The sequence below is a fragment of the Nitrososphaera sp. AFS genome (genome assembly GCF_009898475.1).
GTDB lineage: Archaea > Thermoproteota > Nitrososphaeria > Nitrososphaerales > Nitrososphaeraceae > Nitrosopolaris.
Genome location: NZ_QURE01000061.1, coordinates 618 through 12,307 on the forward strand (window position 1 = coordinate 618; position 11,690 = coordinate 12,307).

General features: G+C 35.4%; 13 protein-coding genes. 6 read left to right on the plus strand and 7 right to left on the minus strand.

Going from position 1 to position 11,690, the window contains the following annotated elements; translation table 11 throughout:
* Nucleotides 1-522: 522 nt before the first annotated feature.
* Nucleotides 523-819 carry a hypothetical protein gene (locus tag DYY65_RS07800; protein WP_162477410.1) on the minus strand — a complete coding sequence of 99 codons (297 nt, stop codon included), beginning with the start codon at nt 817-819 and terminating at the stop codon, nt 523-525.
* A 455-nt stretch (nt 820-1,274) separates the two neighbouring features.
* On the opposite strand from DYY65_RS07800, the gene DYY65_RS07805 reads away from it, so the two are divergent.
* Both DYY65_RS07805 and DYY65_RS07810 read left to right on the plus strand, forming a co-directional pair.
* Entirely contained in the window at nt 1,275-1,880 is a 606-nt protein-coding gene (locus tag DYY65_RS07805; RefSeq protein ID WP_162477411.1) for a hypothetical protein, read from the plus strand.
* 11 nt (nt 1,881-1,891) lie between these two features.
* Entirely contained in the window at nt 1,892-3,076 is a 1,185-nt protein-coding gene (locus DYY65_RS07810; protein ID WP_162477412.1) for a sensor histidine kinase, read from the plus strand.
* 146 nt (nt 3,077-3,222) lie between these two features.
* On the opposite strand, the gene DYY65_RS07815 is transcribed toward DYY65_RS07810, so the two are convergent.
* Together DYY65_RS07815 and DYY65_RS07820 are read right to left on the minus strand one after the other, a co-directional pair.
* Nucleotides 3,223-3,402: a hypothetical protein gene (locus DYY65_RS07815; RefSeq protein WP_162477413.1), complete on the minus strand. Its 180-nt coding sequence runs from the start codon at nt 3,400-3,402 to the stop codon at nt 3,223-3,225.
* Nucleotides 3,403-3,798: 396 nt separating this feature from the next.
* Nucleotides 3,799-4,407 carry a hypothetical protein gene (locus DYY65_RS07820; protein ID WP_162477414.1) on the minus strand — a complete coding sequence of 203 codons (609 nt, stop codon included), beginning with the start codon at nt 4,405-4,407 and terminating at the stop codon, nt 3,799-3,801.
* Between the two features lie 109 nt (nt 4,408-4,516).
* Here DYY65_RS07820 and DYY65_RS07825 point away from each other — a divergent pair, with 109 nt between their 5' ends.
* Nucleotides 4,517-4,768, plus strand: a complete 252-nt coding sequence (locus tag DYY65_RS07825; protein WP_236561731.1) for a hypothetical protein — start codon at nt 4,517-4,519, stop codon at nt 4,766-4,768.
* A gap of 35 nt (nt 4,769-4,803) precedes the next feature.
* Here the strand turns inward: DYY65_RS07825 and DYY65_RS07830 are convergent, their stop codons facing one another.
* Complete coding sequence (locus DYY65_RS07830) at nt 4,804-5,073, minus strand: hypothetical protein (protein ID WP_162477415.1); 270 nt, start codon at nt 5,071-5,073, stop codon at nt 4,804-4,806.
* A gap of 495 nt (nt 5,074-5,568) precedes the next feature.
* Here DYY65_RS07830 and DYY65_RS07835 point away from each other — a divergent pair, with 495 nt between their 5' ends.
* On the plus strand, nt 5,569-6,075 hold the full coding sequence (locus DYY65_RS07835; RefSeq protein ID WP_162477416.1) for a hypothetical protein: 507 nt from the start codon (nt 5,569-5,571) through the stop codon (nt 6,073-6,075).
* A 129-nt stretch (nt 6,076-6,204) separates the two neighbouring features.
* Here DYY65_RS07835 and DYY65_RS07840 read toward each other — a convergent pair whose 3' ends face one another.
* The 3 genes from DYY65_RS07840 to DYY65_RS07850 all read right to left on the minus strand — a co-directional run bounded on the left by DYY65_RS07840 (nt 6,205) and on the right by DYY65_RS07850 (nt 9,197).
* Complete coding sequence (locus tag DYY65_RS07840; RefSeq protein WP_162477417.1) at nt 6,205-8,028, minus strand: sensor histidine kinase; 1,824 nt, start codon at nt 8,026-8,028, stop codon at nt 6,205-6,207.
* Between the two features lie 66 nt (nt 8,029-8,094).
* Nucleotides 8,095-8,505 (minus strand): hypothetical protein, encoded by a 411-nt coding sequence (locus tag DYY65_RS07845; protein WP_162477418.1) that lies wholly within the window; start codon nt 8,503-8,505, stop codon nt 8,095-8,097.
* Between the two features lie 242 nt (nt 8,506-8,747).
* The gene (locus DYY65_RS07850; RefSeq protein WP_162477419.1) at nt 8,748-9,197 is read right to left on the minus strand and encodes a PPOX class F420-dependent oxidoreductase; all 450 of its coding nucleotides are present in this window, start codon (nt 9,195-9,197) and stop codon (nt 8,748-8,750) included.
* Nucleotides 9,198-9,657: 460 nt separating this feature from the next.
* On the opposite strand from DYY65_RS07850, the gene DYY65_RS07855 reads away from it, so the two are divergent.
* The gene (locus DYY65_RS07855; RefSeq protein WP_162477420.1) at nt 9,658-11,511 is read left to right on the plus strand and encodes an ATP-binding protein; all 1,854 of its coding nucleotides are present in this window, start codon (nt 9,658-9,660) and stop codon (nt 11,509-11,511) included.
* Nucleotide 11,512: 1 nt separating this feature from the next.
* On the plus strand, nt 11,513-11,690 hold a 178-nt coding region (locus tag DYY65_RS13015; protein WP_162477421.1), incomplete at its 3' end, for a response regulator.

Consider the following 11,690-nt stretch of genomic DNA (forward strand, 5'->3'; position numbering starts at 1 on the left):
TGAAGGCGGTAAAGGCTTCAGAAGGTGCCAACCCTAACAATGTTAAGATTAGCATCTATAATATTAATGCAAGAATAACAATTTTGAACGTGAATTGGAGAAAAACAGGTTCACAGCCAAACCATATTTCATCTAATGATTAGATTAATACATTTTATTGCCTTAACTGCTTTATCCATTAAGACATCAAACGCTTTGTAGAAGATTGGGCATACAGTCTATTTGTTCAGGCCTCCATTCAAGGCCTTCCTGTATCTTATTCAATTAATATTCTATTACATAATTGTTTTGTGCTTAATTACTTTAATTCATCATTATAGCTCTTTTTGATCGGCTATACCAATTTGCTAATGGTTTTCATTATATCTATTTTGCAACTGTTGCATTTATATAAAATACACACTAGCTATATAATCGTCATCGCAAACCAAAAAATGACAGTTAGCTGCTTGGCAGAAATTTATTGACAGTTAGTTGAAAGAGGCCGGATGAGTAATATTGTGTTAAGATTTTAAAAATACTTTAATCCATCTTCTGTCCACTGAGGATGTGTGTTCTACGTTTGATTTGCACTACAGGCTGTCGCCAGACCGGGTAGTGTTCGTCAACTGTTAACGCCATTGCTGCCAGTACCACCAAAATTTGCTGTTCCGCCAGAGGATGATCAAACCTTTCCTCTTTCTTTTTCGTCAGAATGTATCTACACCTACTAACATAAGTCGTGGACTCTCTCATTAGGTATTTGACTACATTGGGCATGTTCGTGATTAGGAATGTCGCCGTGACAAACTTGGCACCTATCTGAACTAAACTATTCATGCTTGCTATTATACTAGTAACTATCCCTTATTGGATAGTGTAACAAATTGACTCTTCGAAAGACTCTTTTTGAGGACTCTCCAACAACACCATACTTAGACCACTTCTTGTGATCCATTGTCCCACGTATCATACATGGGGCATTAGAGTGAAGTTATATCGCTTTGGGGCATATGATCTACATAGATAGCACTTTCAATTCAGTGGCTAGGCGCCAAAGTAATGACATTGAACCATCTTAAACATTCAGGACCCAGTGTTTTTTGTTATTATGTGATTGCATGATTCGCACTTCTCGCACCTCCCTCGTGTTCTCTAGGTATTTGATTATCTTATCAAGTAGGTTTGGATCGTTGATGTCGCTAAGATGATTGAGGTATTCAGGTTCTACTGAGGCTAGCTGTTGCTGTTTTGGTTTCACCTTTTTAAGGAGGTCTACATATAATTATACATTCGTGTCAATATTCTCTAGCAGAATAAGGGAAATAGGCATTATTTCTACAGTTGTAATTATTGTCTTTTCTCTTGCTTCATTATTATATGTCCAAGATATTACCATAAATGATATTAAAAATAATTTATTGTTGCAGCAAACACAACGTCAAGTGGCATCTACACGTGATATATCTTTGCACATAGGCTCTGATTTGAATTTGATCCTTGGCATGCTAGATGGGTTAGCTAATTCTATATATATGCAGCAAGGTAACCTTTACGGGAACAATGCAACAAAACTGATGGAAGAAAAGTACATACAATTTGATAGTGTTATAAAGAGCCTGTTTGTGCTGGATAAAGACAACATCGTGACAATCTCTCTTTCTCCAGCAGGATCAGAGGGAGCCATGGTAGGAGCTGACTATTCATTGAGAGATTGGGTCGTAAATTCAAGGCAAGCTCTTAAGCCTATTTTTTCAAGCGATTTTGAAAGACAAGGGATCTTTATGATTTACATGTCCTATCCAATTATTAGTAGACACACTGGTCAATATATAGGTACAATCGAGCCTCTATACCTTCAGAATCTTTCTTTGCGCACTATGGAAATGTTGAGCACATAAATACACAATTTTTGGTAGCTTATGATTTGAACGGAACTATGTTGGCAAATGGTGCAGGCAACACATTCATAGGACATAATTTTTTTGACGACTATGCTCAACAGTTTATCAATCATAATCCAATTTTAAACAATTTAACACGTAACTTGCTAGCGGGTACTCCTGGTTCAGCGACATATGACTATGGCAGGGGTGAAAGATTAGCTACCAGCTATCCTATATTGGTGAATGGTAAATATACGTACTTCATTTCTATGGTGACACCCCTCGCACAAGTCTATTCTGATGTAAATGTATCACTTTCTAATGAACAGGTAAAGATGTTTATGCTTCTTGGCGGAACATTTTCTGCGATAGCGATTCTGATAATAATCCTCATAAAATGGAATATAGTCCTTGACAGCGAAGTGACAAGAAGAACTACAGCATTAGACTTGTCTAATCAAAGACTTGCAGTTGCCAATGAGCAATTGAAAATTCATGATAAGATGCAAAAAGAATTTATCAACATAGCAGCTCATGAATTAAGAACTCCTATCCAACCAATAATTGGATTATCAGAAGTTCTTCGATCCAAAAAAGTTGGAGGACTAGAAAATCAACAACAAATGCATGACGAATTTTTGGATGTTATAATTAGAAATGCAAAAAGATTGGGAAGACTAACACAAGACATTTTGGATATAACTAAAATTGAAAGCCAATCACTAATGCTAAACAAAGAAAAATTCAACCTGAATCAATTAATTAGCGATGCTGTAGAAGATTATAAAAATCAGCTCGCAAAGGAAAATACCGATGGTAAAAATATACAATTAGAAATAGTCTCCAATGAAGCTTTATGGGTAGAAGCGGATAGAACCAGAATTCACCAAGTACTTTCTAACCTACTGAGCAACGCTATTAAATTCACAATAGAAGGCACAATTTCTATCATAACTGAAAGGAAAGATAATGAGATCTTTGTTAGTGTATCAGATGTTGGGACTGGTATTCATTCTGAAATATTGCCTAAGCTATTTACAAAGTTTACCACCAAATCGAATACGGGCACAGGATTGGGTTTGTATATATCGAAAAGCATTGTCGAGGCTCATGGGGGTAGAATATGGGCCAAGAATAACGCAGATTCCAACATGGAGCAAGTCGGAGCTACCTTTACGTTCAGTATCCCTTCAAAAATTAACGAAAATTAAATCAAACAGTTTGTGCAAAATTATCACTTGTATAGGATCTACGGCCAAGGTCTGTTAATTTCAAATATTCATTTATTCGTTCAAATTGCAGCTATCCTAATTCTGAACTGTTGGATTCTACAAAAATTAGTTTCGGCCCATTTTAGCTAACCAACCCCTAACTTTCCTCCACATCCACAATAACCAAATTCATCAATCCGTGAATTACATATTGGACATCGCTCCTCATCGTCCTCTGTTTTCTTGCCATATATGACCTTATTTGCGTCTTTGCCCCAAATTTGTTTGTGGATATTTATATCTTCTGGTATTTCATCATCACTCATGTACAAAAGACAGTTGAGGTTGCGTTTAACTATTCTGTAACGATTGTCATGTACTAAAAGCTCAAAGTTCAATTAATCCATTTTGCACAGTATCCAACAGACACAAAAAGTCTATCTATCAATACAGAAAAGATAATCTACTATAGATCACAGCAGAATTAATTTTTGAGGTATGCTTACCCCTCCTACTAGGGTTGATATTCAGTGTCTGGATATAGTGAAAACTAGTCCCAATCTTACAGTTTGTAGTAAAGTATTATATAAATTTGATGGTCTAATTCGAAGCTGGCCTAAAATTTTGACTATAGTACCGATGGCTACATTCAATGCTTAATTCTTCAATAATAAATTCCCTGGGTAGTATTCATTTTATCTATAGAGTATACTGAAAATATTTTAATACCTAGGTACTCCCAGAATTTTTTTCCTTCTTGAGACAACCTCTGATTTTATATCTGCTAGAATAAAAGAAAATACAGGATTAATAGCTGCGACTGCAGATGGAAAGCTTGCAAGTCCCGGCACAACCTTCAATACTAGTCTAATGTCACATAGATGATTAGATTCTTCAACTGAAAATCGTGCATTAATCAAACCTCTCTCTACATCCTGAAATATTCTGTTCACGACCCAGGTGGCATCCTTTTTATCTGCTATTAAATGCAAGTTCATTTCTTTTCCTATCCATTGTTCTGGCAAGTCGTTTAGAACATTAAGCACATAGTCTTTATTGTTCATTTGGGTTGGAACAGTTGTATTCCCAATACGGTTTTCATCTTTAGCATCATTGATTACTTTGGGTTCCTCAGAAGTCACTCGTTCTTCTAATAGGTTATCGGATAATGGCTGTTCTTGAACATGTGGTTTAGCAGAATTATTGCTTAGACGTACATCGCTTGCAATTTGATTTTCCACACTAAACTTCTCTCCTTCTGTAGGTCTGATCACAGCTAGGCGCTTTTCGTTTGCTTTTGAAAATTTTTTCTTTATTTTGTTCCAGTCCATTATTCTTTTTTTCTCTCAATAAAGGAGCATATGTATCTTTTCGTGTGCATGCTTTGATTTATTAAAGTTGTATCAGTCAAGGGACAGAATATACATAAGAAAGGATATTTTGTTCAAGCTTTATGAATACGGAGAACTTAATCAAAGCAAACTCATGCTACTGTGGCCTGAACAATGTGAAACACAAATAAATAATCGAAGACTTGGTAGAAAAAAAATCATAGCAAGAATCGAAGAAGAGTGGGGCAGTAAAACTATAATAAAATATAGAGTTTCACAAAAAGGCGGAGCAATTCTGAGGGAGATCTTAGAGCCTTATGAAGCATTATTTCCTAGGAGAGAAATGAGTAATAATGGATAACCAAATAGAAGTCACAACAACTATAGGATACATAACTAGGTTACTGCTGTCTTTTTAGTCAAAAATGAGTCATACTGGCCAGTGGATAGTTCGAATAGTTCCAATAACAAAAGAAGTCCAGATGAGAATCTATTTCTGATAATAGACGGGATAATTTCCCAGCTTAACAAAACAGAAAAGATGTTTATATTGATGATATTAACACTCATGATACTTCCACCTATTTCATTCGTAATTGCCTTTGCAGTGCTAGGTCCTACAATCTTTTTGGTAATGGTGCTGTGATCTTTGGCCAATTTGGACATGAATTTGCTCTTGTAAGAATTGTTCTTATTATAATATTCTTAGTCTGGTTAGGCATTGGGATACAACAGTGGTTTGTGCTTCCCAAGTGGACAAAGTATGAGCGCTACAAGGAATTGCAAAGATTGACGAGAAATTGGATTATAAGAATGATGAAGCTAATAATGATTATTAATAACAATAATGTGAAATGAGTAAACAGGATAATGCAGATACTCATAGAACTGCTCTTTTGACATTGACAGAATTGTCTTGTCCTAGTGAATAGAAAACTTGAGTAGTAGAACATACTTTGATTAGAATATAGCCTTTATGTTCTACAATATTTTTTTATCTCCATAGTACTTGACCTGGTTATAGACCATCAAATGATTCGATTAGAATTCTTTATAATTGAAAAAATACTAATGCTCAAAGAAGTACCTGGAAAAAGCTCCTTAATGAAACTGTTTTGTGAGCTTATCATGAGGTTTGTTTTGGTGTCGTTACTATTGATAATGGTGACAATTAATATTGACACTTTTACAAAATCTGCCTATGCCCAATTTACAGCGGATACCCAAATGTGGAAAGATAACGAAAGAAATGTGAAGATCCTGTTTAATCATTCACCGCAGAACCCGATCATAAATACTCCTACTCAGATGCGGTTTACAATAACTGATTTACGTACTGATGTAGCTTTCAAAAAAGTGTTGGTCTTAGTTGCCATAATAGGTAATAGCTTTAGTAGTGGGAAGGAAAGAGTCATCAAATTTGATGGTTTATCTGATGATAAAGGTAATTACTCTGTAAATTACACATTCCCAGATCTTGGTGTATATCAAGTGATTATGCGAACAAAATCAAATGATCCAAAGTTTGCTACACTAGCTTCTTTCTATATAAATGTCGCATTAGATACCAAGTTGTCAAATACTGTCATTGGCTTGATATTGATTTCAATCTTAGCTAGTTTGTCAGTTTTATCGATAATAACTAAAAGAATCCTTTGGCCTAAGTGAGGTTCTTTAACACCCCATAGACTAGTAAGAATATTTAGAAACAGTGATACACAGTTATGATATAACAAATGCGATGAATGGAGGAAACACAAGGGTGAATCCGTTAATGGTATAATTACTAGTTTGTAACTAATTAGGTTGCAGTCGTAGTTGTTGTGGTTGTGGTTTTTCCTGCTGTTCTTTCTTAGGTAGTGGCAATGTGAAGTAAAAAGTAGCTCCTTGTTTACCATTATAGGAATTATTATTATAATTATCATTATTAGAATCATTATTGTTGTTTGTTGCCCAAATCTGGCCACCATGAGCTTCAATTATACTTTTGGAGATAAACAGACCTAACCCGGTTCCCCCCTGGACGCCATGTAAAGGCGATTTCGTGACGAACTTTGTGAATAAGTGTGGGAGTATGACAGGATCTAGGCCTTGACCAGTATCCTTTATGCTTACTATAGCCTCACTATTTTTTACTTCGGATCTAATTGTTATTATACCTTCATCAGTGAATTTTATGGAATTGCTTAGTAGATTTGAAATGACTTGAATTATCCTAGCTTTGTCTGCTTCTAATAAGATTCGATGAGGCTCATACGATAGTTTCACACTTTCATTACAAAGGAATGGTGTGCTTAATGTTATATCGTCCATCACATTTAATATTACATCGTTTAAATCAAATCGTTCTTTTTTTAGTGTTAGTGACTGGCTTTCGATCTTTGTAACATCCAATATGGCATCTGTAAGATTTAGAAGCCGTTTTGCGTTTCTCACAACGATGTCTAGTAATCCTTGCTGTCGTTCATCTTGTATTTCTGGTCTAAGTATTGTTGACAGACTAAGTATTGGCTGAATAGGTGTTCGCAATTCGTGAGAGGCTATATTAATAAATTCATTTTTCATCTTATCAGTCTCCTTTAATCTTTCATATTGAATACGTATTTGTTCTTCTTTTTCTCTCAATCTAGTATTTACTTCTTCTAAGCGAATATTACTTTGTCTTAATCTTAGATTATAGTTGATACTCGATAATGCAAGCCCGACTATATTAACGAAATAAGATGCATCTTTGAGAATATGAGCTACATTATGTGCTGTGTCAAATGAAGCAGTTGAAAAACACATTATAAGCTGAGCAAAGGCATCAATTAGTATAGCACCTACTAGGCCTTTATAGAAGACATCACTTTTCTTATCAAGATGATTCTTGTAAACATAAAATAAAGCAATTAGAAATAATATCAATGGAGGTACTTCATAGGGCCTATGTATGGGAAAGTTATCCAATACTATCCCAGGAAAAACTATGAAAAGAGAACTTATTGCAGTAGTTGCTGCTACAATAGCAACTACAACCAGAGCAACTACAAGTAGTTTTTGATGTATTCCTCTTTCTTTTCTCTCTTGTTTCTGTTCTTCTTCCTTTTTTCTCTCTTGTTCAGATAAAGAGGAAGGTGGTAATGCTAGTCTATTCTTTTTTGGACTTAAAGCTGTAGTATATGGGATACTATTAGTAAAATCTTCTTTTCTAGCTAATATTGGATAGCCCACAATAGCAATTGCAAACATAGCACTGAGAAATAGCCTTCCTGCAAACCATGTCTGTGGTATAAAATATTTGAGAAATAGTGGGTCATTTATTAGTTGATAAGATACAGTAGTATGAAGTAAATCAATTAATGCATTAGTCAGAAATCCTATTCCAAGGAAAAGACTGAACTTGTCATCTAAAGTACGATAACGAGATATATAGTAGAATGAGAGTATTGCAGCGAGTATTACCGCAAACATCTCAATATAAAAATGGTGTATTTCAGACAATACCCATGTATTAGCATTAATAGATAGAACTGATATTATCGAGAGTGGGATAGAAGGTACGATTGTATATTTAATTAGAGTTTCATTTTTGGAAAAGAATGAGGAAAGTGAATTGAAGCTATGGGATAATCTTGACATGACTTAATGTTCTACCTTTGGAATATCTTTCGTGATGTGGGATCGTGCTACGATAGTCATTTTATTTTATTTTTCTCTAAAACAGTAACCTCCATTTCCATTGACAACCATATAAGGTCTGCCGTATCCATTAAATAGATCAAAATTGGTGGTATAGATTATGCGCAAAGATATAACAAAGACAGCATAGATCTTCCTTAGTCCAGACTGTTTTATATGCAAAGGTTTTACTATTCCATGGAAAAAACTTGGGCGTGTAAATCTCTGTTCATTTGCAGAAACCATCCCTAACGAATCAGTTTTAATAAACTTAACATCATTCGTGACAAGATTTGAAACAAGCCCATCTGTAAATTTTTTCCAACCAAGTATTTGTTTGCCTTCCGTAATTATTACCTTAAAATAGCACCAGCCTCTAATAAATGGAAGACAGGTACCAGTTACACTATCATTAAGCAGAGGCGGCCGGGTCGCCATCTAGTTAAGGGAAGGAAGTTAGTATTGATAAGTCTTTCCAACAGACTAGGGTTTAAGTTCAGGAAATTTGAAGGTATATCTAACATACATACTGCGCGCTGTGGGACAGTGTGGGACAAAGAATTGATAAGAAAGCAATTCTTATGTGTACAGCATAAAGATCAACTCACTCAAGAAGCTGTTTACAGTAACATAGAATAGTAATGTAGAATTTACTACGATAAGATGAATAAATTTTTCTTCTAATTTTTCTTCACACTTTTCACATTAAACTTACCTTCTACGAATACAGGTTCGTCTATGCCCCAACTCCACTTCTTTTTAGGAAGGATCCTGATGTAAGTAGGATTGGCATGACCGGTCCCTTCCATGTAGCCTCCTTTTCTGGTAACAACGTCTGCAATCCCATAAATCTTTAAACCTCGAGGATCCCATGGATCTACACTCTTCATGTCATCAACTACAAGTGCAACCTTAACGTTCTTTAGGACATTTTTGTATTTAGTAGAGTTCTGGATATTCATCCCACCAACATAAATGTATTCGCCATCAAAATCAAAGCCAACTGGAACAACATCAGGCTGTATAGACGAGTTTTCTATTTCTACCTTTGAGGTTGTAGGTGCAGCAGCAGTTGCTATCCTTAGAATATGCTGTGACTTAAGATATTCCACCTCTTTCTCTGAAAACATTTTGATATCTTATAGTTGAATGTACTCACAACAAGATAAAAGTTCGTACTCTCGCAAAACTGAAACAGCGATGGTTTCTGTTATCATAGAATATAAGGAATGCAAACATGATGACAAGAGATCACCTAATGAATATATCGTATAGGGAACCGTAGAGAGAATTATCGGGATTCTCTCACCATCTCTTTTTGTGCCTCGGTTAGTTTACTAGATTCTTCCTGTTCATAAGACATTAAAATACACTCTCAAGTGCGGTTTGTTGGCCACAACTTCCACAATTCACATCTTTTAAAGCGGTTGGACTTTTGCAGAGTAACTTTTTGAATTATAACAGTACAATTTCTATATCAGAATCATTCTGTACCAAACTTAAATAGGGACTTAGCCTAATTTAATCTCATGTTTAAATATCTAATCCGTCCAACGATTGGATTAGGGTTAGTAATGATCTTATTAGGGCTTGAAACAGCTTCGAGAGCAGGACCCCCAATTTACTATAGACCTAGGCCTATCTGATGAATGTAATCACTTAGAGGTAGAACGATCAGGTTTGACATTCTGTTCTGACGATTTGACTTCAGAACAAACAGAAGTATTCACAGGATATGAAAATACTACTAAAATAGTCTTACAGGTTCTGTCTAATTCAAAGTACAAATGTGATTCTTGTACAGATTCTAGTGCCCCGTCTGTATCTATTGAGATTTTTCAAAAAGCGATTGAAGCCGCTAGGAATCGAGGAATTAGTTTCAAATACCTAACCGAGATAACTCCAAATAACTTATCTTACTGCAAACAGCTATCAAAATTCACAGAGCTGCGTCATTTAGACGGAATAAAGGGCAACTTTTCGATATACGACGATAGAGTATATTTAGCCAGTGCAACACTAAAGGAAAATCAATCTATTTTTCAACTCATTTACAGTAATGTTAGCACTATAGTAGAACAGCAACAGTATCTGTTTGAAACTCTGTGGAATAGAGCAATTCCATCTGAAGTAAGAATTAGAGAAATTGAAGAAGATATAATCCTGGGTGCTACACAAGTTATTCAGGTTCCTTCAAGGATACTGGAAATGTTCATTAATCTGGTAAAGCAAGCTAAAGAGGAAGTATTGTTAGTACTTCCTACAATTAATGCATTTTATCGCGAGGAACGTCTAGGGATAATACGATTACTAAAAGAAGCAGCTTTATCTCGTAATATCAACGTTAGGATCCTAACCCCGACTAATGACGATATTGAGCAAAAAATAAGTAATATAGTAGAATTGGAACAGGCAAAACTCGCTATCCGACCTATCGAGAGGATCACAGGAGTCACGATCACTACTGTCACCATCGTGGTTATTGATAGAAAAGAATCCTTGGCAATAGAGAAAATTGATGATTCAAAAGATAATTTCTTAGAGGCGACAGGGTCTGCGACTTATTCTAATAGCGAACCAACTGTCTTGTCTTACTTGTCAATCTTTGAGAGTCTGTGGCAGCAGACCGAATTGTATATGAAAGTTAAAGAAGCAAATAGGCAACTTGAACATGCAAATGAACAGCTTTTAGCAACTGAAAGAGCAAAAGAAGAATTCATTTCCATGATAAGTCATGAATTAAAGACCCCCTTAGTGCCACTTAAAGGATATGTGCAAATGTTGCAAAGACCAAAGATTATGAGAGCCGAATTAAATGAGCTACAAAAGAATGCCATAGGAGCAATGGATAGAAATATAGCGAAATTGCAAACATTAGTTGATGATGTAATGGATGTCTATAAGCTTGATATAGGAAAGTTAAAGTTTTCTATGACGGATACAGATATTACTAAAATGGTCAATGGGATAATTGCTGAACTGAGACCACTTGTTGATCGGAAGCGAATAGACCTTAAAGAAGATATAAAAGCGAATGGAACTGTTTTTTGTGACCCAAATAGGATTGAGCAAGTTTTGTTCAATTTAGTTAAGAATTCAATAGACTTTGTGCCGGATAATGGAAATGGGAAGATAATTGTGAGGGTTCAGAGAGATGATAATGGGAATAATAATGATATGACTCTATTCAGTGTAGAAGACAACGGTATAGGTATTAATCCGGATAAAGCAGACAAACTTTTTCAGAAATTTTATCAAATTGATACTGGACTCACCCGTAGACATGCAGGTACTGGACTTGGATTGGTTATATGTAAGGGCATAATTGATGCTCATGGTGGAAAGATTTGGCTTGATAAGTCTTATAGAGGTGGTGCGGCAATAAAATTCACGCTATCCCAAAAAGGAAAGCAAGTGGTGGAGATTGAGGAGATGCGTGCGTAATATGAGAGTGTTGTTGATAGACGATAACAAGGACATAGCTGATATGGTTAGTTTATGCCTTGAAAGTCAAGAAGATATTACATGTGACGTTATAAGTGATGGAAAAGAAGGATTGAAGTCAATAAAAGAAGGCAATTTCGATGTTATATTGTTAGATCTTGCATTACCAGATTTCAGTG

What these genes read in the sequence shown, in the direction of transcription:
- DYY65_RS07800 (WP_162477410.1), bottom strand. Translation starts at nt 819, where the DNA reads ATGAATAGTTTAGTTCAGATAGGTGCCAAGTTTGTCACGGCGACATTC.
- DYY65_RS07815 (WP_162477413.1), bottom strand. Translation starts at nt 3,402, where the DNA reads ATGAGTGATGATGAAATACCAGAAGATATAAATATCCACAAACAAATT.
- DYY65_RS07820 (WP_162477414.1), bottom strand. Translation starts at nt 4,407, where the DNA reads ATGGACTGGAACAAAATAAAGAAAAAATTTTCAAAAGCAAACGAAAAG.
- DYY65_RS07830 (WP_162477415.1), bottom strand. Translation starts at nt 5,073, where the DNA reads ATGTCCAAATTGGCCAAAGATCACAGCACCATTACCAAAAAGATTGTA.
- DYY65_RS07835 (WP_162477416.1), top strand. Translation starts at nt 5,569, where the DNA reads ATGGTGACAATTAATATTGACACTTTTACAAAATCTGCCTATGCCCAA.
- DYY65_RS07840 (WP_162477417.1), bottom strand. Translation starts at nt 8,028, where the DNA reads ATGTCAAGATTATCCCATAGCTTCAATTCACTTTCCTCATTCTTTTCC.
- DYY65_RS07845 (WP_162477418.1), bottom strand. Translation starts at nt 8,505, where the DNA reads ATGGCGACCCGGCCGCCTCTGCTTAATGATAGTGTAACTGGTACCTGT.
- DYY65_RS07850 (WP_162477419.1), bottom strand. Translation starts at nt 9,197, where the DNA reads ATGTTTTCAGAGAAAGAGGTGGAATATCTTAAGTCACAGCATATTCTA.